This window comes from Lysobacter defluvii IMMIB APB-9 = DSM 18482 (assembly GCF_000423325.1).
In the GTDB taxonomy this organism is placed as follows: Bacteria; Pseudomonadota; Gammaproteobacteria; order Xanthomonadales; family Xanthomonadaceae; genus Novilysobacter; species Novilysobacter defluvii.
The window spans coordinates 231,703-256,634 of the sequence record NZ_AUHT01000011.1 but is presented as its reverse complement, the minus strand read 5'-3'; the positions used below and the strand labels follow the sequence as shown (position 1 = coordinate 256,634).

Sequence of the window (24,932 nt, the reverse complement as noted above, 5' to 3'; positions counted from 1 at the left end):
GAGCGTCGCGCGCGTGGCGTGCTTGCTGGCCGGTTCGGTCGCGCCATCCATGGCGCGACTCACCGGGCGCAGGCCATCCATGGCCTGCTCCAGCAACACACCACGCGCACGCCGCCCCGGCGAGTCACTCTGGTTGGGTGGATCAGCGAGAGGACAGCGCGACTTGACAAGTCAATGCGACGCGACAAAATCCGCCTGTTGCTTCGGCATGCCGCCTCTCCCAATGGGAGGGCGGTCCAGTTGGCTCATGGTCACTGGCTCCAACCTGATCGCGCGTATGCGCTCTCTCGTCCCATGGAGCCCTACCATGACCTGTATTGCCCGACTTCGAACCGCGGCCTTCACAGACCAGCACGGCCTCTGCTTCTACTGCCGCCTGCCCATGTGGCTTGGTGACTCGTCCGAATTTTCCCGCACGCACCAGCTCACCCGGCGCCAGGCGCAGCGTTTCCGCTGTACCGCCGAACACCTGACGCCAAGAAGCATGGGCGGCCCCACGAATCGATCCAACATCGCGGCTGCCTGCTGGCACTGCAATCACCTCCGTGGCGCATCCGGTGATCCTGTCACCTTTGGCATACGCGTCCGCCGCAAGTGCAGCGCGGGAAAGTGGCACTCCTGGCCGATCGGCACCCGCCGCTCCTAGTGCGTGTACCCGACACCAAGCCACGCCACCTCAGCGACTCGCCGGTGCGGCGTCCGGGTGGTGTGTTGCTGGAGCAGGCCATGGATGGCCTGCGCCCGGTGAGTCGCGCCATGGATGGCGCGATCGAACCGGCCAGCAAGCACGCCACACGGGCGACGCTCCCTCCGGAGCCGACGCACCACCCGCCTCGGAGCGAGGGGCGCCCCTAAGCCGGCTTGGGGGTGAGGACCGAGAGGGCCGCCTCGGCGGCGATCTGCTCGGCTGCGCGGCGGGAGCTGCCTTCGCCCTCGGTGGCCAGGTTGACATGCGGGACGGTGCAGCTGACCCGGAACAGCTTGGCGTGCTCCTCCCCCGATTCGGCCAGCAGCGCGTACACCGGCAGCGGATGCTGCCGCGCCTGCAGCCATTCCTGCAGGCGCGTCTTGGCGTCCTTCCCGACCTTGTTCGGGGGTGGCAGTGCGTCCATCGCGGGCTGGAACCAGGGCAGGACGACTTCGCGGCAGCGCTCGAAGCCGGCGTCCAGGTAGATTGCCGCGACCACGGCCTCCACCGCGTCGGCGAGGATCGAGTCGCGGCGGTGGCCGCCGGACTTCATCTCGCCCGGGCCCAGCGTCAGGCGCTCGCCCAGGCCCAGGGCGCGGGCGATCGGGGCCAGGGCGGATTCGCGCACCAGTTCGGCGCGGGCGCGGGTCAATGCGCCTTCGTTGGCGGAGGGCCAGCGCAGGTACAGCGCCTCGGCGACCAGCAGGTTGACCAGCCCGTCGCCCAGGAACTCCAGCCGCTCGTTGTGCGGGGCGCCGGCGCTGCGGTGCTTCAGCGCCTGCTCCAGCAACGCGGGCTGCGCGAAGCGGTGGCCGATCGGGTCTCTCATTTCCGCGGCGGCACGCCGGTCAGCGGCTGCGCCGCAGTTCCTTCTCGGCGTGGAAGCGGCCGACCACGTCCAGGTTCGCGATCAGCGGCTTGCGCACCTCGTAATCCACCGTCATCAGGTAGCCGGAGTCCTTGCGCGCGATCTTCACGTGCTTGGGCTTGACGTTGTCGGCGTAGCTGATGTCCAGCCGGCGGAAGAACAGGTCCTGCACCTGCTTCGGGCTGGAGGTGGTGATGTCCGGCTCCTTCGACAGGCCTTCCAGCGCCTGCTTGACCGAGTAGTACTCGGAATACATCGGGATGACCTTCATCCCCATGTAGATGAACACGCCCGCCACCGCCAGGCCAATGATGAATCCCAGCAGGGTGATGCCCTTCTGCTTGCGCCTCATTTCCGGTCCCCTTGTCTACGTGCCGCGCTCCGCGGCGCCCCCGTTTGTACCGCCTGGTCAGCGGATCCGCTCGCCGATGCGCGCGAAGTCCACGCCCCCGTCGATGTTCATCCAGATCAGGAACGCCCTGCCGCGCAGGTTCTCCTCCGGCAGGTAGCCCCAGTATCGGCTGTCCTCGCTGTTGTCGCGGTTGTCGCCCATCACGAAATAGTGCCCCTCAGGCACCGTCCACTCGCCCTCGCCGGGGTCGCGGAACGGGGTCATCGTGCGCTCGAGCACCTGGTGGTCGCGGCCGGCCAGGTGTTCGACCAGCAGCTCGGCGCCGGTCATCTCGGTCCCGTTGCCGCGGCCCTCGTAGAGGCCGAGCGACTCGTACTCCACTGCCTCGCCGTTGATGAAGACCTGGTTGTCGCGGTAACCGATCCGGTCGCCGGGCAGGCCCACCACGCGCTTGATCCAGTCCTGCCTGGGCAGGTGCGGCGGCCGGAACACCACCACGTCGCCGCGCTCGGGTTCGCCGATGGCGAGGAACTTGTCGTTGGTGATGGGCAGCCGCAGGCCGTAGGAGAACTTGTTGACCAGGATGAAGTCGCCGGTCAGCAGCGTCGGCATCATCGAGTTCGACGGGATGCGGAACGGTTCGGCGACGAAGCTGCGCAGCACCAGCACCACCAGCAGCACCGGGAAGAACGCGCGCGAGTAGTCGACGTACCAGGGCTCGCCGTCGTCGTCGAGCAGGGTGCGGTGGGCAGCGCGCCGGCGCGCCAGCACCAGCCGGTCCAGCAGCCAGACCAGGCCGGTCAGCAGGGTGAGCCCCACCAGGGCGATTTCGAACCAGCGCATCGGGTGTCCCCTACTTGTTGTCGACCTGGAGCACGGCCAGGAAGGCTTCCTGCGGAATCTCGACGCGTCCGACCTGCTTCATCCGCTTCTTGCCCTCCTTCTGCTTCTCGAGGAGCTTCTTCTTGCGGGTGATGTCGCCACCGTAGCACTTGGCCAGCACGTTCTTGCGCATCGCCTTGACGGTCGAGCGGGCGATGATCTGCGAGCCGATGGCGGCCTGGATGGCCACGTCGAACATCTGCCGCGGGATCAGCTCGCGCATCTTTTCGGTCAGGTCGCGGCCGCGGCGGTCGGCGTGGGCGCGGTGGGTGATGATGCTCAGCGCGTCGACCTTGTCGCCGTTGATCAGCGTGTCCACGCGCACGAAGGGCCCGGGCTCGAAGCGGACGAACTCGTAGTCCATGGAGGCGTAGCCGCGGCTGACCGACTTGAGCCGGTCGAAGAAGTCCAGCACCACCTCGGCCATCGGCAGCTCGTAGCTGATCTGCACCTGGCTGCCCAGGTAGTTGATGCCGACCTGGCTGCCGCGCTTCTCCTCGCACAGGGTGATCACGCTGCCGACGTAGTCGGGCGGGGTGAGGATGTTGGCGCGGATGATCGGCTCGCGGATCTCCTCGATCTGGTTCACCGGCGGCAGGTCGGCCGGGTTGTCCAGCGAGACCACGGTGCCGTCGCTCTTGAGCACCTCGTACACCACGGTCGGCGCGGTGGTGATCAGGTTGAGGTCGTACTCGCGCTCCAGCCGCTCCTGCACGATCTCCATGTGCAGCATGCCCAAGAAGCCGCAGCGGAAGCCGAAACCCATCGCCTCCGAGCTCTCGGGCTCGAAGCGCAGCGCGGCATCGTTCAGCCGCAGCTTGTCCAGTGCCTCGCGCAGGTCCGGGTAGTCGTCGGCGTCGACCGGGAACAGGCCGGCGAACACGCGCGGCTGCATCTCCTGGAAGCCGGGCAGCGGCTTCGGCGCCGGGTCGCCGGCCAGGGTCAGGGTGTCGCCCACCGGGGCGCCGTGCACGTCCTTGATGCTGGCGTTGATCCAGCCCACCTCGCCCGCCCGCAGCGCCGCGGTTTCCTTGCGCTTGGGGGTGAACACGCCGACCTTGTCGACCTGGTGGGTGCGCCCGGTGGACATGACCAGGATCTTGTCGCCGCCCTTGATCTCGCCCTGCATCACGCGCACCAGGCTGACCACGCCCAGGTAGTTGTCGAACCAGGAATCGATGATCAGCGCCTGCAGCTTGTCTGTATCACGCGGCTGCGGCGGCGGGATGCGGGTGACGATCGCCTCCAGCACTTCCTCGACGTTCATGCCGGTCTTGGCGCTGACCGGGATCGCGTCCGAGGCGTCGATGCCGATGACGGCCTCGATCTCCTCCTTGGCGCGGTCCACGTCGGCGGTCGGCAGGTCGATCTTGTTCAGGACCGGGATCACCTCCAGCCCCTGCTCGACCGCGGTGTAGCAGTTGGCGACCGACTGCGCCTCCACGCCCTGGGCGGCATCCACTACCAGCAGCGCGCCTTCGCATGCGGCCAGCGAGCGGCTGACCTCGTAGCTGAAGTCCACGTGCCCGGGGGTGTCGATGAAGTTCAGGTAGTACGTCTTGCCGTCGCGCGCGGTGTACGGCACCGACACCGACTGCGACTTGATGGTGATGCCGCGCTCGCGCTCGATCGGGTTGTTGTCGAGCACCTGGGCCGCCATCTCGCGCTCGGTCAGGCCCCCACAGAGCTGGATGATGCGGTCGGCGAGCGTCGACTTGCCGTGGTCGACGTGGGCGATGATCGAGAAGTTGCGGATCTGCTGCATGCGTGCACGACGAAGGGGGGCTGGGCGGCCGCGGGCGGCCGGGCAAAAGGCCGGCGATTATCGCACAGGCCCGCGGTACCCCGGGCGGCGGGAAACCCGCGCGCCCGGGCCGCCACACGCCATGGCGCGCTACGGGGCGGTCAGCGTCACGTACTGGGCGGCACCGCTGCCCCGCTGCACCAGCAGCATCACCGTACGCCCCGACTCCACCGCCTCCAGCCGGCGCTCCAGCTCCGCCGCGCTGCCGACGCTGTCACTGCCGACCGCGATGATGACGTCGCCGTGGCGCAGGCCCGCCTCGCGCGCGGCCTCGCCTTCGGCGCCGATCAGCTGCACGCCCTCGTCCTCGCCGAGGCCCAGGCGCTGGCGCTGCTCGGCGGTCAGGTCGCGTGCCTCGAGTCCGAAGCGCGCGATCCCGGTGGACTCGGCCGCCGCCGGCTCGCCGCGGTCGCGGCTGCGGCTGCCGCCGGCCTCGGCCGGCTCCCCGCCGATGGTCACCTCGACCGTGCGCAGGCGCCCGTCACGGAAGACCTCGAGCTCCGCCTCGGTGCCCGGTGCGACCATGCCCACCATCGGCGGCAGGTCGGAGGCGTCGTTGATGCGGGTGCCGTTGAACGAGCGGATCACGTCCATCCGGCGCAGCCCGGCGTCCGCCGCGGCACTGCCGGGCTCGACCTGGGTCACCAGCGCGCCCCGGGTGTCCGGAAGGTCGATCGCGTCGGCCTGCTCGGCGGAGACCGGCTGGATCACCACGCCGATGCGGCCGCGGCTGACCTGCCCGGTCTGCTTGATCTGCTCGGCGGCGTTCATCGCCAGGTCGATCGGGATCGCGAAGCTCACCCCCATGTACCCGCCGGAGTTGGAGAAGATCTGCGAGTTGATCCCGACCACTTCGCCGGAGGTGTTGAGCAGCGGGCCGCCGGAGTTGCCGCGGTTGATCGCCACGTCGGTCTGGATGAAGGGCACGTACTGCTGGCCCGAATAAGGATTCGCACGGCCGACGGCGCTTACGATGCCGGCGGTGACCGACTGGTCCAGCCCGAACGGCGAGCCGATCGCGATCACCCACTGGCCCGGCTTGAGGTCGGCGGAGTTGCCGGGGCGCATCCAGCGCAGGCCATCGGCCTCGATCTTCAGCAGGGCGACGTCGTACTGCTCGTCGCTGCCGACCACCTCGGCCTCCAGCTCGCGGCGGTCGGACAGGGTCACCGTCACCGTGTCGGCGCCGGCGATGACGTGATGGTTGGTCAGCACGTACCCGTCGGCCGAGATCACGAAGCCGCTGCCCAGCGACACTCCGCCTCCGCGCGGGCCATCCGGGACGCCCGGGAACGGCATGCCGAAGCGGCGCAGGAAATCCTCCAGCCCGGGCGGCAGCTGCTGGGACGGGTCCGCCCGGCGGGGCGCGGTCTCGGCACTGATGTTGACCACGGCTGGCCCGACGCGCTCCACCAGCGCGGTGAAGTCGGGCAGGCCCGTCACCAGCGGCGCCGCCGTGGGCGGGGTGACCGCCTGGGCGGCGGCGCTGGCCGTGGTCGCCTCCGCGGGGGTCTGCTGCGCGGTGCAGGCGGCGGGTACGGCAGTGAACAGCGCGCCCATCAGGGCGAGGGTACGAAGCTTGGGATTCATCGATACTCGGCCTCGGACAAGGGAATTCGTGTGAGCCGGCTAGTTCCGCAGGGCCGGTTCCCCGGCCGGCGGCGGCGCCACGCCGAGCTGCTCGCGCAACTCCGGCGGCAGGCGGGGCTCGAATGGATAGAAGCTCGGGGCTGCAGTCTGCTCGTCCGGCTGGAAGCCGGCAGTGAAGGCGCTGCGCCCGGAAAGCGCCGGCAGCGCCTCCGGCCACGGCCGCGACTGGATCTCGTCCGCCCCGGCGAACGGCTCCCGTGGCAACGCAAGGACGGGGGTGGCGCCGGCAAGCTGGACCGCGTCGCGCGGCACCCCTGCCGGCTCCGCGGTCGCCGCCGCGACCTGCGGCGGCACCTCGCGCGCGGCACGATCCTGCGAGGCGCGCAACGCCGCTCGCTGCTGCTGCCCACGCGAGCGCGCCTGTTCCCGGCGCCCCGCCTCGGCGGCGGCGACCGCCAGCGGCGCCGCCGCGGCCAGTGCGGACATGCCCTCGGACGTTTCCACCGGGGCGGCAGGCTCCTGCGGCGGGGGCGCGTCCGCGGCGGGAGCAATGGCCAGCCGCTCGCCCGCGGGAGCCGCCGCGGGATCCGGTGCCTGCTCGCGCTGCACGCCGGTCCCGGCCAGGTCGGCTTCGTCCATCGGCTGCAGCATCGGTCGGACGGCGAACATCGCGACCATCGCGACCGAAGCCGCAAGTGCGGCGCCGCCGAACCAGCGCGCAGGCCTGCGGCCGCGCGGTCGCGCCGCGACGGTCGCCATGGCGGCCGGCGCCGTCTCCGCCTCCGCCGCGACCGCGGCCGCCACCCGGGCGGCAAACCCGGAAGGCGCCGGCAGCACGGACTCGCCGCGCAAGGCATCGCCCGCCAGTTGCCAGCGCGCGGCGGCACGCTGCCAGTCCGCGTCGTGGGACAGCCGGCGCAGCGCGAAACGGCGCTCGTCACCGGCCAGTTCGCCGTCCAGCAGCGCGCACAGCGTCTCGCGGTCGGCAGCCGTCATCGATCCAGTCATCGTCATGTCCTCAATGCACCACGCCGTCGTCGTCGCCGTCGAGCAGCGGTGCCAGCGCGGCGTCGATCGCCTCGCGGGCGCGGAAGATGCGCGAACGCACCGTGCCCACCGGGCAGTCCATGCGCTCGGCGATCTCCTGGTAGCCCAGCCCCTCGGCCTCGCGCAGGGTGATCGCCTCGCGCAGTTCCGCCGGCAGCCCGGCCACCACGTCGAGCACCACCTGCGCGACCTGCTCGCGTGCCAGTTCGCGGTCGGGCGTGTCGTTGTCCCGCAGCCGCATCCCGGAGTCGAAGTTCTCGGCATCGATGGCGTCGATGTCCGCGCCGGGGGGCCGGCGTCCCTGTGCAACGAGGTGGTTCTTGGCGGTGTTCACTGCGATGCGATGCAACCATGTGTGGAACTGCGAGTCGCCACGGAAGGTGCCGATGGCGCGGTAGGCGCGGATGAACGCCTCCTGCGCGACGTCCTGGCACTCCGACCAGTCGGCGACGTAGCGGCCCACGAGGGCGAGGATGCGGTGCTGGTGCCGGCGCACGAGGACATCGAACGCGGCGCTGTCGCCCTGCTGCACACGCTGTACCAGCTCCTGATCCAGTTCGTTCCCGGCCATGCCGCCGCCGTCGCTCCTTCGGGCTCGGCCGTGGCCGAACAATGGACAACCCTTGCGGGAGAAAGTTCCAACGGGTGCAGACTTTGGGGCGGCCGGCGCGCGGTGCAAGCGCCAGCGGTCATGGCTGCCGATTTGACGGCGGCGAAAGCCCGCCCGGATCATAGCGGTTCCTCCATACCTGAACGGATGGTGCCGGATGGCCACGAACGCGTCCGCTGTCCCCGGTTTCGACGGCCTGCGCCTGCAGCACTGGTCCTGGCAGATGCGCGACGACGGCGTGCTGGTGCTGTCGCTGGATCGCGCCGGCGAGGCCGTGAACGCGCTGTCCCAGGACGTGCTGATCGAACTGGACGGCCTGCTCGAGCGCCTCGCGATCGACCCGCCGAAGGGCATCGTCTTCGCCTCCGGCAAGGACAACGGCTTCATCGCCGGCGCCGACATCAAGGAGTTCCAGGACTTCGATGCCAAGGGCACCATCGGCGGCGCCCTGCAGCGCGGGCAGCAGGTGTTCCAGCGCCTGGCCTCGCTGCCCTCGCCCACGGTGGCCGCGATCCACGGCTTCTGCATGGGCGGCGGCACCGAGCTGGCCCTGGCCTGCGACTACCGCGTCGCCAGCAAGGACCCGTCCACCCGCATCGGACTGCCCGAGGTGAAGCTGGGCATCTACCCGGGCTGGGGTGGCAGCGTGCGGCTGCCGCGGTTGATTGGCGCGCCCGACGCGCTGGACCTGATGCTCACCGGGCGCAGCCTGTCGGCCTCGGCCGCACGGGCCAAGGGCCTGGTCGACCGCACCGCCGAGAAGGCGATGCTGGTCGACACCGCGGCGGCGCTCGCGCTCAAGGGCACCACGCGCCCCCTGCGCCAACGCTTCATGGGCTGGCTGACCAACACCTGGGCGGCGCGGCAGGTGATCGCCCCGATGTCGCTCAAGCAGGTCGCGCGCAAGGCACGCAGGGAGCACTACCCCGCGCCCTACGCGCTGGTGGAGACGTGGAAGAACACCGGCGGCGGCCTACAGCGCCGGCTCGCCGCCGAGCGCAAGTCGGTGGCGAAGCTCGCCGGCACGCCCACCGCGCGCAACCTGATCCGGGTGTTCTTCCTGCAGGAGCGCCTGAAGTCGGCCGGCGGCAAGGACCACGGCATCTCCCGCGTGCACGTGGTCGGCGCCGGCGTGATGGGCGGCGACATCGCCGCCTGGTCGGCGTACAAGGGCTTCCAGGTCACGCTCAACGACCGCGGGCAGGAGTACATCGACAAGGCGCTGTCGCGTGCCGGCGAGCTGTTCGCGAAGAAGGTGAAGGACGAGTCGAAGCGGCCGGAAGTCGCCGCACGCCTCAAGGGCGACCTGGCCGGGGAAGGCGCCGCGCAGGCCGACCTGGTGATCGAGGCGATCATCGAGCAACCCGGTGCCAAGCGCGAGCTGTACGCCAGCGTGGAGCCGGCGATGAAACCCGGCGCACTGCTGGCCAGCAACACCTCCTCGATTCCGCTCGACGAGCTCGCCGAAGGCCTGCAGCGGCCGGCGCAGTTCGCGGGCCTGCACTACTTCAACCCGGTCGCGCTGATGCCGCTGGTGGAAATCGTGCGGCACGCGCGCATGGACCCGGCGACCGAGCAGCGCCTGGCCGGCTTCTGCAAGGCCCTGGGCAAGCTGCCGGTTCCGGTCGCCGGCACCCCCGGCTTCCTCGTCAACCGGGTGCTGTTCCCGTACATGCTCGAAGCGGTGACGGCGTACTCGGAGGGGATCCCCGGGCGTGCGATCGACCGCGCGGCCGAGGCCTTCGGCATGCCGATGGGACCCATCGAACTGGTCGACACGGTGGGACTGGACGTCGCCGCTGGCGTTGGCGCGGAGCTGTCGCCTTTCCTCGGGCTGCAGGTGCCGGAAGCGCTGGCCGGGCAGGCCGAACCGGGCCGGCGCGGCAAGAAGGACGGCCAGGGCCTGTACCGCTGGGAGGACGGCAAGGCGGTCAAGCCGGAGCTGCCCGAGGGCTACAAGGCGCCGGAGGACCTGCAGGACCGGCTGATCCTGCCGCTGCTCAACGAGGCGGTGGCCTGCCTGCACGATGGCGTGGTAGCCGACGCCGACCTGCTGGATGCGGGCGTCATCTTCGGGACCGGCTTCGCACCCTTCCGCGGTGGCCCGATCCAGTACATCCGCGACACCGGGCCCGAGGCGCTCCTGGCTCGGCTGCAGCAGCTGCAGTCGCGCCATGGCGAGCGTTTCGCGCCGCGGCCCGGCTGGGACTCGCCGGCGCTGCGCCAGGGCTGAGTGCCCACGCGCCGCCCGCGGGCGGCGCCCGGCGTCACATGGTGTGGGTCGGCCGGTCGGCCTCGAGGCTGCCGGCCAGCAGCGCCTCGATCCGGCCCCGCAGCGCGTCGCCCTCGGGACCCTCGTTGAACTGCACGCCGATGCCCGCGGGCCGCGCACCCTGGGCGCCGGCGGGCGTCACCCAGACCACCTTTCCGGCGATCGGCATGCGCTCGCTGGATTCGGGCAGCGTCACCAGCACGAACACCTCGTCGCCGAGGAAATAGCGCCTTGGCGTGGTCACGAACAGCCCGCCGTTGCGGATGTACGGCATGTACGCGTTGTACAGCGCCGCCTTGTCCTTCACTGCGAGGGTCAGGATTCCCTGCCTCGCGCCCCCTGCTGCAACCATCGTCCTGTATCCCTGCTTGCCCGGGCCGCACCCGGCCCGTACGTCATCCCGGCCGCGCGTGCACCGCGCGCCAGGCCAGCAGCAGCTCTACCACCACCAGGTCGGCGCGGACCGTGCTCTGCAGCAGGTCGCGGGCCTTGTTGGCGCGGTCGAACCACTCCGCCAGACTGCGCGTGCGCGCCGGGTCGGTCAAGTTGGCGGAGGCCTGCGCCAGCGCCAGGTCGGCGGCCAGCTGCAGCCGCAGCGGCCCGTTCGCGTCGGCGGTCCAGGCCTGCGCCAGCTCCGGCACCGCGGCGCGGCCGGCACCGGCATCGGCCAGCCCGCGGGCGACCTCGCGCCGCAGTTCCAGCACGCCCTCGCGCATCCAGGCGTGTGCCTGCCCGGGGTGCCCGCGCGTGGCCTCCAGCGCCTCGTCCACGTCCGCTTCGGCATGGCCCTGGCCGAGCAGCCATTCGCGTGCCTCCGCGCGCGGCGGCAGGCGGAACTCGAGCTTCTGGCAGCGGCTGCGGATGGTCGCCGGCAGGCGCGCCGGCTCGGAGGCGACGATCCACAGGTAGCGGCCCGGCACCGGCTCCTCGAGCGTCTTGAGCAGGGCGTTGGCGGCGGCGGTGTTGACCGCCTCGCCCGGGTCGATGATCGCCACCTTCGCCCTGCCGTACTGCGGGGTCAGCGCCATCTGCTCGCCGAGGGCACGCACCTGGTCGATGACGATCTCGGTGCGCATGCGCGGCGGCCGCGCCTTGTGGTTCCAGGCATGACCGACCAGCAGCAGGTCCGGGTGGGCCGGGTGGCCCCAGGGATGCGCGGGGCTGCCGTCGGGCCGCACCTCGGGCGGGTCCAGCTGCGACCGCGCGGCGATGAGGCGGCAGCTGCGGCACTGCCCGCACGGCGCCATTCCGGATCCGGTGTCCTCGCAGAGCACGCGCGCAGCCAGGCGCTCGGCCACCTCGCGCTTGCCCAGGCGAGGTGGCCCGCACAGCAGCAGCCCGTGCCCCAGCCGGCCCGCGTCGAGCGCGGCGGCGGCACGGTCGTGCACCCGCAGCTGCCAGGGCGCGAGCGCGCTCATGCGAGCGACCTGCGGTAGTCGTCGAGGTGGCGCGCCGCGGCGGCGGCGACCTCGTCGGCGGGGCGGCTGGCATCGATCACCCGGAACCGCCCCGGCTCCGCTGCCGCCCGTTCCCGGTACCCCGCCCGCACCCGCTCGAAGAAGGCGGTGTCCTCGGCCTCGATGCGGTCCACGCCGCCTCGCTCGCGCGCTCGGGCCAGGCCGACCTCGACCGGGACGTCCAGCAGCAGGGTCAGGCCCGGCGAAATGCCGACCACCCGCTCCTCGAGCAGCCCGATCAGCCCACGGTCGCCATTGCGTGCCGCGCCCTGGTAGGCGTGGCTGGCGTCGGTGAAGCGGTCGCTGAGCACCCAGGTGCCCTGGGCCAGTGCCGGGGCGATCGTCGCCTGCACGTGCTGGGCGCGCGCGGCGAACATCAGCAGCAGCTCGGTGGCGGGCGCCGGGGCCTCGTGGCTGGGATCGAGCAGCAGCGCGCGGATCCGCTCCGCCAGCGGCGTGCCGCCGGGCTCGCGGGTGCACACCACGCGTTCGCCAGCCTCCTCCAGCAGGGTCCGGAGCGCGGCGAGCACGGTGCTCTTGCCGGCGCCCTCGCCCCCCTCCAGGGTCACCAGGCGTGGTTCGGTGCGGAGCGTGCCGGTCACTGTTCCCCTGCCTCCAGCCCGCGCACGTACTCACGATAGTTGCGCAGGTAGCGGCGCACGTTGGCCTGGTGCTCGGCGTAGCTGTCGGCGAACAGGTGGCGGCCACTGCCGTCGCCCACGGCGACGAAGTACAGCGCGGTGCCCTCCTCCGGGGAGGCGACGGCCTGCAGCGCGGCGCGGCCGGGCATGGCGATCGGCGTGGGCGGCAGGCCGTCGCGGGTGTAGGTGTTGTAGGGGGTGTCGGTCTCGAGGTGGACGCGCCGGATGTTGCCGTCGTAGTCCTCGCCGATGCCGTAGATGACGGTCGGGTCGGTCTGCAGGCGCATGCCGATGCGCAGCCGGCGCGCGAACAGGCCGGCGATGCGCGGACGCTCCTCGGCGATCCCGGTCTCCTTCTCCACGATGGAGGCAAGGATCAGCATCTCGTACGGGGTCTGCAGCGGGGTATCGGGGTCGCGCGCCTCCCAGGCCTCCGCCAGCGCCTCGTCCATCGCCCGGGCGGCGCGCGCGAGCACGTCCAGGTCACTGTCGCCGCGGGTGAAGACGTAGGTCTCCGGCAGGAAGCGGCCTTCCGGATGCTCGCCCCCGCGGCCGAGCGCCTCCATCAGCGCGGCATCGTCCAGGTCCGCGGTCTCCTGCACGAGCACCCCGGCACGCGCCAGTGCGGCGCGCAGCTCGCGGATGTTCCAGCCCTCGACGATGGTGAAGCGGTGCTGGACGATGTCGCCGCGGGACATCGCCTCCAGCAGCTCGCGCGGCGTCATGCCCTCGCGCAGCACGTACTCGCCGACGTGCAGGCGCGCATCGGCGCCGAGCTGGCGGGCGAGCAGGCGCCACTCCAGGTCGTCGCCGGCTGTCACGCCGGCGTCGCGCAGCTTGCGCACCACCGCGGGGAACGAGTCACCGCGCTCGACGATCACCGTCGCGTCCTCGTCGAAGCCGTCCAGCGGCGTGCCGGCGAACGCTTGGTAGCGCTGCCAGCCCCACCACCCCGCGGCGGCGGCGCCCAGCACCACGAGGACCACGAGCAGGAACAGGAACTTGAGGCCGGCGCGGCCGTGGGGTCGGGAGGCGGTCACGTGGGCTCCGGGTCAGCTGTCGGCGAAGGCGGGGTGCGCGGCCGCGAGCGCGGCGCGCAGGGCGCCGGTCCGCGGGTGTGGCGACCAGCGTCGCGTCCCCAGCCCCGAGACCGGGAGGATACCGCGCACGGCGTTGGTCAGGACCACCGCCTCCGCCTGTTCGACCGCTTCCCGGTCCAGGCGCCGCTCCCCGGCCAGGCCCTGCTCCAGCAGCCAGCCACGGCACACGCCCGCGACGCCGCAGCGATCGACCGGGGGCGTCCACCACCGCCCGCCGCGCAGGATGAAGAGGTTGGCGGAGATCGCCGAGACGACCTCGCCCTCTTCGCCCAGCAACAACCCCTCGTCGTCCCCGCCGCCGCGCAGCTCGAGGCGGGCCAGCACCTGCTCCAGCCGGTTGCAGTGCTTGAGGCCCGCCAGCAGGGGCTGCGCTGCCAGGCGGGTCGTGCACCAGCGCAGCCCCAGGCCGCGCTCCGGAGGCGGGGGCGGCGATTCGTGCCGCGACAGCACCCAGGCCGGCTCGGCGGCGGCCGGGGGCGCGTAGCCGCGGCCCCCGCCCCCACGCGTGAGCTGCAGCCGCACCACTCCGTCGCCGCCATCCAGCAACGCGGCGATCTCCCCGAGTACGAGCGCCTCAGGCGGCAACGGCAGCTGCAGCCGCGACGCCCCCGCCGACAGCCGGCGCCAGTGCGCCGGCCACCACGGGACGCTGCCGCGATGGCCGCGCATCGTTTCGAACAGGCCGTCGCCGTAGCGGAAGCCGCGGTCGTCGGGGGCGATGGACTCGACCCGTGCCTGGCCGCGGTAGATCCGCTCGCTGGCGCTCACCCTTCCACCCCCAGCGCCCGCAGCATGCCCCGGGCCTTGGCGCGCGTTTCCTCCAGTTCGCGCGGGGGATCGGAGTCGATGACGATCCCGGCCCCGGCCCGGAAGCGCACGATGTCGCCTTCGACCTCCGCGCTGCGGATCAGGATGTTGAGGTCCATGTCGCCGTCGCGGTTGAGCCAGCCCATCGAGCCGGTATAGGCGCCGCGCCCCTCGCCCTCCAGTTCGGCGATCACCTGCATGCACCGGACCTTGGGGCAGCCGGTGATGGTGCCGCCGGGGAAGGTCGCCGCGATCACCTCGCCGGGGGTGGTGCCCTCGCGCAGCGCGCCGCGCACGTTGCTGACGATGTGGTGCACGTGGGCGTAGCTCTCCACGGCCATCAGCTCGTCGACCTGCACCGTGCCGGTCCGGCTGACCCGGCCCAGGTCGTTGCGCTCCAGGTCCACCAGCATCACGTGCTCGGCGCGCTCCTTGGGATGGCCGACCAGCTCGCGGATGCGGCCGGGCTCGTCGTCGCCCGGCACCCGCGGCCGGGTACCGGCGATCGGGCGGGTCTCGACGACCTCGCCGCGCACGCTGGCCAGCCGCTCCGGCGAGGCACTGGCCACCGCCCAGCCGTCGCCGGCAAGGAGGCCCGCGAACGGCGCCGGGTTGTGCTGCCGCAGTCGTGCGAACAGCGCGGCGGGCTCCACCGGCGCATCGAAGTGCGCCTGCCATCCGCGCGAGATGTTGGCCTGGAACACGTCGCCCTGGCCGAGGTACCCGAGCACGCGGCCGATCGCGTCCAGGTAGCGCTGCGGAGGCTCCTCCTCCACCCGCGCCGGCGGATGCCAGCGTGCCGGAACGAGCGGCTGGCGCGACACCGCGGCCGCGTCGTCGAGCATCTGCTCCAGCAGGTCTTCGCGCCCGGGCTCGGCCACCGCGACGCATTCGCCGGTACCCCGCTCGCGCAGGATCGCGGCCGGACAGCGCAGTGCCAGCGCGACCGGGAGCCTGCCGGGGGCGGGTGGCAGCGAAAGCACCGGCTCCACCTGTCCGGCAAGCTCATAGCCCAGCAGCAGGCCCCAGCCGCCGCGGAACGGCCAGCGCGGCTCCTCGCGCGGGACCTGCAATGCCCTCCAGTCGCGGTCGAGCGCCCGCAGGAACCCGCCCTGCTGCACCACTCCGGCCTGGTCGTGGACCTTCCCGTCCCGGTCCAGCCGCAGCGATCCGCCGCTGGACCGCAGCAGGACGTCCCAGCGCCCATGGGCGGTGCCATGGGCGCTGGATTCGAGCAGCATCGGGTATCGCACCGGGTCGCGCCGGTGCAGGTCGAGCAGGTCCGGCGGCGAGTCGACCGGGCGCGCCAGCAGCACTCAGATGCGCCGGAAGACGAGCGTGCCGTTGGTGCCGCCGAAGCCGAAGCCGTTCGACATCGCGACGTCGACCTGCTGTTGGCGTGCCTCGTTGGGGACGTAGTCCAGGTCGCAGCCCTCGCCGGGCGCGTCGAGGTTGATGGTCGGCGGGATCACGCCGTGGTGCAGCGCCAGCACCGAGAAGATCGCCTCGGCCCCGCCCGCCGCGCCCAGCAGGTGCCCGGTCATCGACTTGGTCGAGCTGACCATGGTGCGGTAGGCGTGCTCGCCCAGTGCGCGCTTGATCGCCAGGGTCTCGGCGAGGTCGCCCAGCGGGGTGGATGTGCCGTGGGCATTGAGGTAGCCGACCTGCTCCGGGCCGATGCCGGCGTCGGCCATCGCGGCGGCCATGCAGCGCGCGGGGCCCTCGCCGTCCTCGCTCGGGGCGGTCATGTGGAAGGCATCGGAGCTGGCTCCGAACCCGGCCAGTTCGCAGTAGATCCGCGCGCCGCGCGCCTTCGCCGACTCGTACTCCTCCAGCACCAGCACGCCGGCACCGTCGCCCAGCACGAAGCCGTCGCGATCCTTGTCCCAGGGGCGGCTCGCCTCCTGCGGGGCCTCGTTGCGGGTGGACATCGCCTTCATCGAGCAGAAGCCGCCCATGGAGGTCGGCGAGGAGCCGCGCTCGGCGCCGCCGGCCAGCATCACGTCGGCATCGCCGTACTGGATCATCCGCATCGCCATGCCGATGGAGTGGTTGGCGGTGGCGCAGGCGGAGACCGCGGAGAAATTGGGGCCCTTGATGCCGGTGAGCAGCGAGACCTGGCCCGGCAGCATGTTGATGATCGTGCTGGGCACGTAGAACGGCGAGATCTTGCGCGGACCGCCGTCGAGGTACTTGGCGGTCTGCTCCTCGATGCCGAGGATGCCGCCGATCCCGGAGCCCAGCAGCGCGCCGATGCGCGGCGCGTTCGCCTCGGTGATCTCCAGCCCCGCATCCTCGATGGCCATCATCGAGGCACCCACGCCGTAGTGGATGAACGGGTCCATCTTGCGCGCGTCCTTGGCCGGCACCCAGCGGGTGACGTCGAAGTCGCGCACCTCGCCGGCGATGCGGGTGGCAAAGCCGCTGGCGTCGAAATGGGTGATCGGGCCGATCCCGGAACGGCCATTGGCGACGCCGTCCCAGCTGCTGGCCAGGTCGTTGCCCAGCGGCGAGACAAGGCCGAGGCCGGTGACCACTACGCGACGTTTGGACATTGGAGACTCCGTTGACTGGTCGTGCAAAGACGCAGGGCCGCAAGAAGCGGCCCCGGTCAGGTCCTGCCAGGCTGGGCGCCGGCCACTGGACCGGACCCGCCCGCGCGCGCCTTACTCCTTGACGTGCGCCTTGACGTAGTCGATCGCCTGCTGGACCGAGGTGATCTTCTCCGCTTCCTCGTCCGGGATCTCGCACTCGAACTCTTCCTCGAGGGCCATGACCAGCTCGACGGTGTCCAGCGAGTCAGCGCCCAGGTCGTCTACGAACGAGGCGTTGGTGGTGACTTCCTCTTCCTTGACGCCCAGCTGCTCGACGACGATCTTCTTGACGCGCTCTTCGATGGTGCTCATCTCTTCTCACTCCTCCCGTACGGGATGTTCGACGCAATAGTGTAGTGGAATCGGGGCTGCCGCAAACACCGGCCGCAGGCCCGGGTACAGGATGTCCGGGTGTTCCGGACGATGCGCTTCCTGCGCTCAGGGCATGTACATGCCGCCGTTCACGTGCAGGGTCTCGCCGGTGATGTACGACGCGGCGGGGCCTGCCAGGAATGCCACGGCCCGCGCGATGTCCGCGGGTTCGCCGAGCCGCCCCAGGGCGATCTGCCCGAGCATCTGCTCGCGCTGCGCCTCGGGCAGTTCGCGGGTCATGTCGGTGTCGATGAACCCCGGCGCGACCACGTTGACGGTGATGCCGCGCGAGCCGACCTCGCGCGCAAGCGACTTGCTGAAACCGATGATGCCCGCCTTGGCGGCGGCGTAGTTCGCCTGCCCGGCGTTGCCGATCAGTCCGATCACCGAGGCGATGTTGATGATGCGGCCGCGGCGGGCCTTCATCATCGGGCGCATCACCGCCTTGCTGGTGCGGAAGATGCTGGTCAGGTTGGTATCGATGATCGCCTGCCAGTCCTCGTCCTTCATCCGCATCAGCAGGTTGTCGCGGGTGATCCCGGCGTTGTTGACCAGGACGCTGACCGGGCCGAACTCGTCGGCGATCGAGTCCAGCAGCGCGTCGATGGACCCGGGATCGGTGACGTTGAGCACGCGGCCGTGGCCACCGGCGGCGGCCATGCGCTCGCCGATCGCCTTGGCGCCGCCTTCGGAGGTGGCGGTACCGATGACGGTCGCGCCCTGCGCCGCCAGTTCATCGGCGATCGCGGCACCGATGCCACGGCTTGCGCCGGTCACCAGCACGATCTCGCCGGCCAGGGTCTTTTCCATATGAAGGTTCCTCACGATCCTGCGGAAGCAGGGTTGGTCAGCCGTTCCAGTCCGCCAGGGCGCCGTCGAAATCCGCCGGGGTCCCCAGCGCGCGCGCGTCCAGGCCGCGGTCGATGCGCTTGGCAAGTCCCGCCAGCACCTTGCCCGGGCCGCATTCGCCAATGCGGGTCACGCCGGCCTCCGCCAGCGCGCGCACGCAGCCGGTCCATTGCACCGGCAGGTAGAGCTGGCGCACCAGTGCCTCGCGCACCTGGTCGATGCCTTCGTGTGCGCGGGCGTCCACGTTCTGCACTACCGGGATCGCCGGCGGCAGCCATTCGACCCCGTCCATGGCCGTGGCCAGGCGTTCCGAGGCCTCGCGCATCAGCGGCGTGTGGGAGGGCACGCTCACCGCCAGCTTCACCGCCTTGCGCACCCCGCGCTCGGCCAGCAGCGCCAGCGCGCGGTCGACCGCGCCGGCATGGCCGCCGATGACGACCTGGCCGGGCGAGTTGTAGTTGGCGGGTACCACGACCTCGCGGCCGGAGGCATCCCGGCAGACGTCCTCGACCAGCGCATCGTCCGCGCCGAGCACCGCGGCCATCGCACCGGTGCCGGCGGGCGACGCTTCCTGCATCAGCTGGCCGCGCAGGCGCACCAGGCGGGCGGCATCGGCGAGCGACAACGCCCCGGCGGCAACCAGCGCCGCGTATTCGCCCAGGCTGTGGCCGGCCAGCATCGCCGGGCGGGCGCCACCGCGCTCCTGCCACAGGCGCCACACCGCGACGCCCGCGGCCAGCAGCGCCGGCTGGGTGAACTCGGTCTGGTTGAGCTGCGCCTCGGGGCCTTCCTGGCTCAGCTTCCACAGGTCGACGCCCGCACCCTGGCTGGCCTCGTCGAACGCCGCAACCACCACCGGGCTGCCCGCGGCCAGCTCGCCGAGCATCCCGACGGACTGGGAGCCCTGGCCCGGGAAGACGAAGGCGAGCTGCTGGTCTGGGCTGGTGTGGTCCATGTGCGATCCCCGGCAAACGAACTCGCCATGATACGGGCGATCCGCCGCGGCCGTCTGTACCGCGGCGTACAGTCCGGCTCAGTAGCGCAGCAGCGCCGAGCCCCAGGTGAAGCCGCCGCCGAAGGCCTCCAGCAGCACCAGCTGGCCGCGCTCGACGCGGCCGGAGCGCACCGCCTCGTCCAGCGCCAGCGGCACCGAACCGGAGGAGGTGTTGCCATGGCGGTCGACGGTGACCACCACGCGGTCCATCGGCATCGCCAGCCGCTTGGCGGTGGCCTCGATGATGCGCAGGTTGGCCTGGTGCGGGATCAGCCAGTCGATCTCGCCGCGGTCCAGGCCGTTGGCGGCGAGGGTTTCCTCGACCACCGAGTCCAGCGCCTTGACCGCGTGCTTGAAGACCTCGTTGCCGGTCATCAGCACCTTGACGCCGGCGTTCTCCTCTTCCGGACGGAACCCGCTCGACACGCCCACGGGGTTGTAGAGCAGTTCTTTCTTGCCGCCGTCCGCGTGCAGGTGGGTGCTGAGCACCCCGGTCTCGGAGTCGGCCTTGAGCACCACCGCGCCGGCGCCGTCGCCGAACAGCACGCAGGTGCCGCGGTCGTTCCAGTCCAGCATGCGGGTCAGGGTCTCGGCCCCGATCACCAGCGCGGTCTTCGCCGCGCCGGAGCGGATGAAGTTGTCGGCCACCGACAGCGCGTAGATGAAGCCCGAACAGGCCGCGTTCACGTCGAAGGCCGGGCAGCCGTTGGCGCCCAGGCGGTGCTGCACCAGGCAGGCGGTGGACGGGAAGATGATGTCGGGGGTGGTGGTGCCGAGCACGATCAGGTCGAGCTCGGACGCCTCGACGCCGGCCGCCTCCAGCGCGCGCGTGGCGGCGTGGAAGGCCAGGTCGCCGGTGGTCTCGCCCTCGGCGGCGATGTGCCGCTGGCGGATGCCGGTCCGGGTGGCGATCCACTCGTCGCTGGTGTCGACGAACTTCGCCAGGTCGTCGTTGGTCAGCACCTTTTCCGGCAGGTAGCTGCCGGTACCCGCGATGCGGGAATACATACGCTCAGTCATCACCACTCCACAGCAACGGGCCGTAGCACGCCGTCAGGCGCCGGCAGGAACACCGCCCGCGCCGATGGCTTCACGGGACCGGAGTGGCCCGGGGCGCCGATCGGGCGCGACACCGGGCCACGCCAGCCGCATTACACGGCTGGCGCGGCGATGCGAAGCCGAAGCTTACTCTTCGTCGAACACCGGCGCCTTGGTGTCCATCACCTTCTTGCCACGGTAGTAGCCGTCGGCGGTGACGTGGTGGCGCAGGTGGGTCTCGCCGGTGGTCGGGTCGGTGGACAGCTGGCGGGCGGTCAGCTTGTCGTGCGAGCGGCGCATGCCGCGCTTCGACGGGGAGACTTTGGATTTCTGGACAGCCATGGTCGTGCTCCAAGGAAAAACGTCGGTGGACGTGGGGGTCCGGGCCGGTCAGTCCGGCTTGCCGGGGGTCTTGTTCTTCAACGCCGCCAGGGCGGCGAAGGGGTTCTCGCGTTCCTCTGCCGCTTCCGGCTCCGGCGCCGGCCAGTCGCGCTCGACCGCCTCGCTGCCAGGCTTCACCGGGACCACGGGGACCGCCAGGATCAGCTCGTCCTCGACGAGGTCCAGCGGGACCAGGATCCCGTCCGGCGGCACTTCCAGCGCCTCGTAGCCCTCGGGCAGCGCCGCCTCCTCGGCCTCGCTGCGCACCAGCCCCAGGCGCTGGACCAGCGCCACCGGGAGGACGAAACGCTCCAGGCTGCGCTGGCACTGCAGCGGCAACCCCGCCTCGATGCGGAGCTCGGCGTACGGCACCTGCAGCTCGTCGCGGTCGAAGTCGAGGGTGAACGAGACCTCGCCCTCGGCGTCCTCCAGCGCGTCGCGCAGCCGCCGGAAGCGCTCCAGCGGCACGCGCCCCTCCACTCCGCGGCGCGCGGAGACCATTCGCCACGCATCCACGGTTTCCGGAACGGGCACGTTGGGCACGCGAGCGGACATAAGCCGGGGAATGCTAAGGACCGGGCGCGCCCCTGTCAAACGCCGCAACGCACGCCGCAGGAAGGCGTTTGCCCCGCGCCCGCTGGCCGTTCAGACTGGCCGCACACCCGATCCTGCCGCCGCCGTGGACCTTCCCGTACTGCTGATCACGGTCGCCGCCGGCCTGCTGCTGGCCTGGGTGGCCCTGCGCCGCCACCGGCGCGCCCGCCACCAGCGCGAGATGGTGCACCTGCTGGACGCGGCCGACGCCCTTGAAGCGAAGCTGCGGACCGCCCGCTCGGAGATCACCGCCGTGGCCGGCGACCGCAATGGCGACCCGGTGCAGGACGCGATGCGGGAGATGCTCCGGCAGCGCCTGTGGCTGCGCGAGCATGGTGGCGAGGCCAGCGTGGGCGAGCTGCGCCAGGTCCGTGACTCCATCGAGGATGCCCGCCGGCGCATCGACCACCAGCTGGCGCGGGTCCGCGAGGCCCGGGTAAGCACCGCATGAACCCGCCCCGCCTGATACTGGCCTCGACGTCCCCCTACCGGCGCGAACTGCTTGCCCGGCTCGGGCTGCCGTTCGAAGCCGTCGCGCCCGGCGTCGAGGAAGCCGCGGCACCGGACGAGCCGCCCGCGCGGCTCGCGGCGCGCCTGGCCGCCAGCAAGGCGGCCGCGGTGGCCGCCGCGCAGCCGGACGGATGCTGGGTGCTGGGCTCGGACCAGGTCGCCGACCTGGACGGCCAGCCCCTGGGGAAGCCGGGCCACCGCGAAGCCGCCATCGCGCAACTGCATGCGATGTCCGGGCGCCGGGTCCGCTTCCATACCGCGGTCGCCCTGCAGGCGGCGGACGGGACGCTGCTGGAGGCGCTCGACACCACCACCGTGGTCCTGCGCACGCTCCGGGAGCCGGAGATCGAGCGCTACGTGGACGCCGAGCGCCCCTTCGACTGCGCCGGGAGCTTCAAGGTCGAGGGCCTGGGAATCAGCCTGTTCGAGGCAGTGGACAACCGCGACCCGACCGCGCTCGTCGGGCTGCCGCTGATCGCCACCGCCGGGTTGCTGCGGCAGGCGGGCTTCGCCGTCCCCTGAGCCCGCCTCAGCGCAGTTCGACCGGCTGCTCCGGCCAGTCCTCCACGCTGCCGTCCGCGCCGTGCAGCCGCAGGCCCAGCCAGCGGCGCCCCCGCTCCACGCCGGGCGCGAGCCGGACCTCGGCCCGGAAGCCCACGTCGGGGTGGTTCGGGTCCTCGCTGATGCGCCAGTACGGCGCCACGTGCGGCGCGGGCAGGCCGTAGTCCGCCTCGGCGACCGCCACGCCGTCCAGCAGCACCTCGACGCGCTCCAGCCCTGCGCCGTCCTTGAACGCCCAGCCCTCCACGGTGAACCGGCCGTCCACCGCGTCGCCCGGCTCCGGGCTGTCGATCCACGCCATGGCCGGGGCCACGCAGTCGGCGTCGGCGGGCGCGGGCTGCTGCAGGCGGAACAGCAGGAAACGCTGGCTGCCGTGGTCGACATTGAGCACCTTCGGCGGCGGGAGCGGTCCGACCATCGAGCACATGTGGTGGTAACGCGCCAGCAGGTCCTTGTACGGGACGTCGCTGGATGCCTCCACGAGCAGCACCGGCCCCTCGCCCTGCCCCGGGCGGTCCGGCGCCTCCAGCCCCCATAGCCGCAGCTGCGGCGCACGCCCGTGCTTGTGGTTGAGCGGGTGGTCGAGCACCGGGATCGAGGCATCGTCGAGCGCGAAGCCCAGCTCCGCCCCCACCTTGAAGCTCCCCGCGACCAGGCGCGTACCGTCGGGCATCAGCGCCAGCTCGCGCCGGACCTCGGCGGCCAGCTCGTCCCAGCCGGCGAAGTTGGAGGGGTACCACTTCTCCGCCGCGGTGCGTGCACGCACGTCGGGAAGCGAGACCGCGACGTAGTACGACAGCACCGCGAGCAGGCCGGCCGCGGCCACTCCCCAGGTCGCCCTCCGCAGCCAGCGCGGCCAGCCGCCCAGCAGCGCCGGTGCCAGCGGCAGCAGCGCGAGGTAGCCCGGGAACGGCCAGTGGAAGCTCACCCGCTCGGTGTCGGCGAAGAAGCCCAGGGCGAAGAAGCCGGCCACCACCAGCAGCCCCAGCAGCGCGAAATAGCGCGCCTCCGGCAGTGCGCTGCGGCGCGCCCTCCAGCCCGCCAGCAGCAGTGCGGCGAACAACAGCGGGGTCACCATCAGCGACTGCACCAGCACGAACCACAGCCCTTCCAGGTGGAAGGCCCACGGGTGCCGGTCAACCAGCTGGAATCGCAGGCCCGCATCGGCATTGTCGAGGTTCCACCACACCAGCGGCGTCCAGGCCGCCGCCCCGATCGCGATGGCGGTGAGCACCCGCACGTCGCGCAGCGCACGGCGCCCGTCGGCCAGCAGCAGCAGCGCGATGAATCCCACGCCGATCACCGCGATGAAGCGGTAGTGGCTGAGCGCACCGATCACCAGCCCGAGCGCCAGTTCCAGCGCCGCGGCGGCGTCGATCCGGCGCAACAGCTTCGCCCCCGCGTCGATGCACAGCAGCGTGGCCAGCGCCATCGCCGGATCCGGCAGCGCCATCAGCCCGAGGGTTCCCGACAGCGGCAGCAACAACGCCAGGCTCCCGGCCTGCCATCCGTAGGCGGGGCCGAACGCACGACTGGTGACGCGCACCACCAGCCACGGCACCGCGGCGCCCATGAGGAGGAACGGCAGCCGCAGGCCGAATTCGTTGTTGCCGGCCAGCGACACCCCCAGCCGCGTCAACCACGCGGTCAGCCCGGGCAGGTCGGAGTACGCAGGCGCCAGACGCTGCCCCTCCAGCCAGTAGAAGGCCTCGTCGACGAACACCGGAAGACGGACGGCGATCAGCACCTTGACCGCCATGACGGCGACGAACAGGGCCAGGAAGGCGCGGCGCGCGCGCTCCGCGCCCGTGTCCGGCAGGGGTCCTGCGCCTTTTGTGAGCGGCTCGGCGGAAACGGGTCGCCCGGCTTGCGGCATGCGTGGATTACCTCGGTACACTCGATGATTGCCCTGGGGCGGCGACAGCACAGGAGACCACGATGGCTGCAACCGGCACGGCAACCGGTGAAACCCGCCGCCCGGGAGGGCCGGCCATGCTACCCGAGCGGCTGCGCGAAGCACTCACCCGCGCCCAGGCGCAGGTCAACTCGCTGGTACTCGGCAAGCCGCGGCAGGTACGGCTCGCCTTCGTGGCCCTGTTCTCCGACGGCCACCTGCTGATCGAGGACCTGCCCGGGCTGGGCAAGACCACCCTGGCGCACGCGCTGGCGAGCACCCTCGGGTTGTCGTTCCAGCGCGTGCAGTTCACCTCCGACCTGTTGCCCGCCGACGTGGTCGGCGTGTCGGTGTTCGACCCGCAGGCGCGCCGCTTCGACTTCCACCCCGGCCCGGTGTTCACCGAGGTGCTGCTGGGGGACGAGATCAACCGCGCACCGCCGCGGACCCAGAGCGCCCTGCTGGAGGCGATGGCCGAGCACCAGGTGACGGTGGACGGCACCACGCACGCCCTGCCCGACCCGTTCTTCGTCATCGCCACGCAGAACCCCGTCGACCTGTCGGGCACCTACCCGCTCCCGGACTCCCAGCTGGACCGCTTCCTGCTGCGGCTCGGGCTGGGCTATCCCGACGCCGGGGCCGAGCGCGCCCTGCTGGCCGGCGAGGACCGCCGCGCCCTGATCGCACAGACCAGGCCGCTGCTGACCCGCGACGACGTGGCGGGGGTCCGGCACGCGGTCGCTTCGGTGCATGCCAGCGAGGCGCTGGTCGATTACGTGCAGGCGCTGCTGGAGCGCAGCCGCCACCATCCCGGCGTGCGCGTGGGGCTGTCCCCGCGCGCGGGCCTGGCACTGCTGCGCGGAGCCCGGGCACACGCGCTGCTCGAGGGCCGCGACCACGTGCTGCCCGCCGACGTGCAGGCGCTGTTCGTCTCGGTCGCCGCCCACCGGCTGGTGCCGGAGGCCGATGCGGGCGGAGACGAGGCGCTGGCCCGCTCCATCCTGGACGCGGTGCCGGTGGACTGAGC

The 24,932-nt window shown here is 71.8% G+C and carries 26 protein-coding genes; 5 read left to right on the top strand and 21 right to left on the bottom strand.

Features of this window, described 5'->3' with window-relative positions; genetic code table 11:
* Positions 1-49: 49 nt before the first annotated feature.
* On the top strand, positions 50-646 hold the full coding sequence (locus G545_RS16135) for an HNH endonuclease (RefSeq protein WP_154656570.1): 597 nt from the start codon (positions 50-52) through the stop codon (positions 644-646).
* A gap of 205 nt (positions 647-851) precedes the next feature.
* Here the strand turns inward: G545_RS16135 and rnc are convergent, their stop codons facing one another.
* The 7 genes from rnc to rpoE form a co-directional block, all read right to left on the bottom strand.
* Positions 852-1,517 carry a ribonuclease III gene (gene rnc / locus G545_RS0110520; protein WP_027070343.1) on the bottom strand — a complete coding sequence of 222 codons (666 nt, stop codon included), beginning with the start codon at positions 1,515-1,517 and terminating at the stop codon, positions 852-854.
* 19 nt (positions 1,518-1,536) lie between these two features.
* Entirely contained in the window at positions 1,537-1,908 is a 372-nt protein-coding gene (locus G545_RS0110515; RefSeq protein ID WP_027070342.1) for a DUF4845 domain-containing protein, read from the bottom strand.
* 57 nt (positions 1,909-1,965) lie between these two features.
* A complete protein-coding gene (gene lepB / locus G545_RS0110510; RefSeq protein ID WP_027070341.1) occupies positions 1,966-2,751 on the bottom strand; it encodes a signal peptidase I in 786 nt (261 codons plus the stop codon).
* Positions 2,752-2,761: 10 nt separating this feature from the next.
* Entirely contained in the window at positions 2,762-4,555 is a 1,794-nt protein-coding gene (gene lepA, locus G545_RS0110505; protein ID WP_027070340.1) for a translation elongation factor 4, read from the bottom strand.
* A gap of 129 nt (positions 4,556-4,684) precedes the next feature.
* Positions 4,685-6,184, bottom strand: coding sequence for a DegQ family serine endoprotease (locus G545_RS0110500; RefSeq protein WP_027070339.1), 1,500 nt, complete (start codon positions 6,182-6,184; stop codon positions 4,685-4,687).
* A gap of 39 nt (positions 6,185-6,223) precedes the next feature.
* The gene (locus tag G545_RS14450; protein WP_081677848.1) at positions 6,224-7,198 is read right to left on the bottom strand and encodes a sigma-E factor negative regulatory protein; all 975 of its coding nucleotides are present in this window, start codon (positions 7,196-7,198) and stop codon (positions 6,224-6,226) included.
* A 4-nt stretch (positions 7,199-7,202) separates the two neighbouring features.
* Entirely contained in the window at positions 7,203-7,802 is a 600-nt protein-coding gene (rpoE, locus tag G545_RS0110490) for an RNA polymerase sigma factor RpoE (RefSeq protein WP_027070338.1), read from the bottom strand.
* Between the two features lie 196 nt (positions 7,803-7,998).
* Here rpoE and G545_RS0110485 point away from each other — a divergent pair, with 196 nt between their 5' ends.
* Positions 7,999-10,074: a 3-hydroxyacyl-CoA dehydrogenase NAD-binding domain-containing protein gene (locus G545_RS0110485; RefSeq protein ID WP_027070337.1), complete on the top strand. Its 2,076-nt coding sequence runs from the start codon at positions 7,999-8,001 to the stop codon at positions 10,072-10,074.
* A 34-nt stretch (positions 10,075-10,108) separates the two neighbouring features.
* Here the strand turns inward: G545_RS0110485 and G545_RS0110480 are convergent, their stop codons facing one another.
* From G545_RS0110480 to G545_RS0110420, 13 genes are all read right to left on the bottom strand, one after another.
* Positions 10,109-10,465, bottom strand: coding sequence for a PilZ domain-containing protein (locus tag G545_RS0110480; protein ID WP_027070336.1), 357 nt, complete (start codon positions 10,463-10,465; stop codon positions 10,109-10,111).
* Positions 10,466-10,508: 43 nt separating this feature from the next.
* Positions 10,509-11,531 (bottom strand): hypothetical protein, encoded by a 1,023-nt coding sequence (locus tag G545_RS0110475; RefSeq protein ID WP_027070335.1) that lies wholly within the window; start codon positions 11,529-11,531, stop codon positions 10,509-10,511.
* Positions 11,528-12,172: a dTMP kinase gene (gene tmk / locus G545_RS14445; protein ID WP_036138929.1), complete on the bottom strand. Its 645-nt coding sequence runs from the start codon at positions 12,170-12,172 to the stop codon at positions 11,528-11,530. The genes G545_RS0110475 and tmk overlap by 4 nt, the downstream gene beginning before the upstream one ends.
* Positions 12,169-13,251: an endolytic transglycosylase MltG gene (mltG, locus tag G545_RS0110465; protein WP_052106906.1), complete on the bottom strand. Its 1,083-nt coding sequence runs from the start codon at positions 13,249-13,251 to the stop codon at positions 12,169-12,171. Before mltG ends, tmk begins: the two co-directional genes overlap by 4 nt.
* Positions 13,252-13,263: 12 nt before the next feature.
* The gene (pabC, locus tag G545_RS14440; RefSeq protein WP_052347318.1) at positions 13,264-14,079 is read right to left on the bottom strand and encodes an aminodeoxychorismate lyase; all 816 of its coding nucleotides are present in this window, start codon (positions 14,077-14,079) and stop codon (positions 13,264-13,266) included.
* Positions 14,076-15,434, bottom strand: a complete 1,359-nt coding sequence (locus tag G545_RS0110455) for an aminodeoxychorismate synthase component I (RefSeq protein ID WP_027070333.1) — start codon at positions 15,432-15,434, stop codon at positions 14,076-14,078. Before G545_RS0110455 ends, pabC begins: the two co-directional genes overlap by 4 nt.
* Positions 15,435-16,673 carry a beta-ketoacyl-ACP synthase II gene (fabF, locus tag G545_RS0110450; RefSeq protein ID WP_027070332.1) on the bottom strand — a complete coding sequence of 413 codons (1,239 nt, stop codon included), beginning with the start codon at positions 16,671-16,673 and terminating at the stop codon, positions 15,435-15,437.
* Positions 16,674-16,784: 111 nt separating this feature from the next.
* Positions 16,785-17,024: an acyl carrier protein gene (gene acpP / locus G545_RS0110445; protein WP_027070331.1), complete on the bottom strand. Its 240-nt coding sequence runs from the start codon at positions 17,022-17,024 to the stop codon at positions 16,785-16,787.
* Positions 17,025-17,150: 126 nt separating this feature from the next.
* On the bottom strand, positions 17,151-17,894 hold the full coding sequence (gene fabG, locus G545_RS0110440) for a 3-oxoacyl-ACP reductase FabG (protein WP_027070330.1): 744 nt from the start codon (positions 17,892-17,894) through the stop codon (positions 17,151-17,153).
* Positions 17,895-17,931: 37 nt separating this feature from the next.
* Positions 17,932-18,888 (bottom strand): ACP S-malonyltransferase, encoded by a 957-nt coding sequence (gene fabD, locus G545_RS0110435; RefSeq protein WP_027070329.1) that lies wholly within the window; start codon positions 18,886-18,888, stop codon positions 17,932-17,934.
* Between the two features lie 78 nt (positions 18,889-18,966).
* Positions 18,967-19,947, bottom strand: coding sequence for a beta-ketoacyl-ACP synthase III (locus tag G545_RS0110430; RefSeq protein WP_027070328.1), 981 nt, complete (start codon positions 19,945-19,947; stop codon positions 18,967-18,969).
* Between the two features lie 165 nt (positions 19,948-20,112).
* Positions 20,113-20,307, bottom strand: a complete 195-nt coding sequence (gene rpmF, locus G545_RS0110425; RefSeq protein WP_027070327.1) for a 50S ribosomal protein L32 — start codon at positions 20,305-20,307, stop codon at positions 20,113-20,115.
* A 48-nt stretch (positions 20,308-20,355) separates the two neighbouring features.
* A complete protein-coding gene (locus G545_RS0110420; protein ID WP_027070326.1) occupies positions 20,356-20,901 on the bottom strand; it encodes a YceD family protein in 546 nt (181 codons plus the stop codon).
* 124 nt (positions 20,902-21,025) lie between these two features.
* Here G545_RS0110420 and G545_RS0110415 point away from each other — a divergent pair, with 124 nt between their 5' ends.
* Complete coding sequence (locus G545_RS0110415) at positions 21,026-21,391, top strand: hypothetical protein (RefSeq protein WP_027070325.1); 366 nt, start codon at positions 21,026-21,028, stop codon at positions 21,389-21,391.
* The gene (locus G545_RS0110410) at positions 21,388-21,972 is read left to right on the top strand and encodes a Maf family protein (RefSeq protein ID WP_027070324.1); all 585 of its coding nucleotides are present in this window, start codon (positions 21,388-21,390) and stop codon (positions 21,970-21,972) included. Before G545_RS0110415 ends, G545_RS0110410 begins: the two co-directional genes overlap by 4 nt.
* 7 nt (positions 21,973-21,979) lie before the next feature.
* On the opposite strand, the gene G545_RS0110405 is transcribed toward G545_RS0110410, so the two are convergent.
* Complete coding sequence (locus tag G545_RS0110405; RefSeq protein ID WP_052106888.1) at positions 21,980-23,770, bottom strand: glycosyltransferase family 39 protein; 1,791 nt, start codon at positions 23,768-23,770, stop codon at positions 21,980-21,982.
* A gap of 233 nt (positions 23,771-24,003) precedes the next feature.
* Here G545_RS0110405 and G545_RS0110400 point away from each other — a divergent pair, with 233 nt between their 5' ends.
* A complete protein-coding gene (locus G545_RS0110400) occupies positions 24,004-24,930 on the top strand; it encodes an AAA family ATPase (RefSeq protein ID WP_027070322.1) in 927 nt (308 codons plus the stop codon).
* The last annotated feature ends 2 nt before the right edge of the window (positions 24,931-24,932 follow it).

What these genes read in the sequence shown, in the direction of transcription:
- G545_RS0110420 (WP_027070326.1), bottom strand. Translation starts at nt 20,901, where the DNA reads ATGTCCGCTCGCGTGCCCAACGTGCCCGTTCCGGAAACCGTGGATGCG.
- G545_RS0110485 (WP_027070337.1), top strand. Translation starts at nt 7,999, where the DNA reads ATGGCCACGAACGCGTCCGCTGTCCCCGGTTTCGACGGCCTGCGCCTG.
- G545_RS0110410 (WP_027070324.1), top strand. Translation starts at nt 21,388, where the DNA reads ATGAACCCGCCCCGCCTGATACTGGCCTCGACGTCCCCCTACCGGCGC.
- G545_RS0110430 (WP_027070328.1), bottom strand. Translation starts at nt 19,947, where the DNA reads ATGACTGAGCGTATGTATTCCCGCATCGCGGGTACCGGCAGCTACCTG.
- rpmF (WP_027070327.1), bottom strand. Translation starts at nt 20,307, where the DNA reads ATGGCTGTCCAGAAATCCAAAGTCTCCCCGTCGAAGCGCGGCATGCGC.
- G545_RS0110480 (WP_027070336.1), bottom strand. Translation starts at nt 10,465, where the DNA reads ATGGTTGCAGCAGGGGGCGCGAGGCAGGGAATCCTGACCCTCGCAGTG.
- fabD (WP_027070329.1), bottom strand. Translation starts at nt 18,888, where the DNA reads ATGGACCACACCAGCCCAGACCAGCAGCTCGCCTTCGTCTTCCCGGGC.
- G545_RS16135 (WP_154656570.1), top strand. Translation starts at nt 50, where the DNA reads ATGGCGCGACTCACCGGGCGCAGGCCATCCATGGCCTGCTCCAGCAAC.
- G545_RS0110400 (WP_027070322.1), top strand. Translation starts at nt 24,004, where the DNA reads ATGCTACCCGAGCGGCTGCGCGAAGCACTCACCCGCGCCCAGGCGCAG.
- G545_RS0110500 (WP_027070339.1), bottom strand. Translation starts at nt 6,184, where the DNA reads ATGAATCCCAAGCTTCGTACCCTCGCCCTGATGGGCGCGCTGTTCACT.
- G545_RS14450 (WP_081677848.1), bottom strand. Translation starts at nt 7,198, where the DNA reads ATGACGATGACTGGATCGATGACGGCTGCCGACCGCGAGACGCTGTGC.
- lepA (WP_027070340.1), bottom strand. Translation starts at nt 4,555, where the DNA reads ATGCAGCAGATCCGCAACTTCTCGATCATCGCCCACGTCGACCACGGC.
- rnc (WP_027070343.1), bottom strand. Translation starts at nt 1,517, where the DNA reads ATGAGAGACCCGATCGGCCACCGCTTCGCGCAGCCCGCGTTGCTGGAG.
- acpP (WP_027070331.1), bottom strand. Translation starts at nt 17,024, where the DNA reads ATGAGCACCATCGAAGAGCGCGTCAAGAAGATCGTCGTCGAGCAGCTG.
- G545_RS0110405 (WP_052106888.1), bottom strand. Translation starts at nt 23,770, where the DNA reads ATGGCGGTCAAGGTGCTGATCGCCGTCCGTCTTCCGGTGTTCGTCGAC.
- lepB (WP_027070341.1), bottom strand. Translation starts at nt 2,751, where the DNA reads ATGCGCTGGTTCGAAATCGCCCTGGTGGGGCTCACCCTGCTGACCGGC.
- fabF (WP_027070332.1), bottom strand. Translation starts at nt 16,673, where the DNA reads ATGTCCAAACGTCGCGTAGTGGTCACCGGCCTCGGCCTTGTCTCGCCG.
- rpoE (WP_027070338.1), bottom strand. Translation starts at nt 7,802, where the DNA reads ATGGCCGGGAACGAACTGGATCAGGAGCTGGTACAGCGTGTGCAGCAG.
- fabG (WP_027070330.1), bottom strand. Translation starts at nt 17,894, where the DNA reads ATGGAAAAGACCCTGGCCGGCGAGATCGTGCTGGTGACCGGCGCAAGC.
- G545_RS0110515 (WP_027070342.1), bottom strand. Translation starts at nt 1,908, where the DNA reads ATGAGGCGCAAGCAGAAGGGCATCACCCTGCTGGGATTCATCATTGGC.
- G545_RS0110475 (WP_027070335.1), bottom strand. Translation starts at nt 11,531, where the DNA reads ATGAGCGCGCTCGCGCCCTGGCAGCTGCGGGTGCACGACCGTGCCGCC.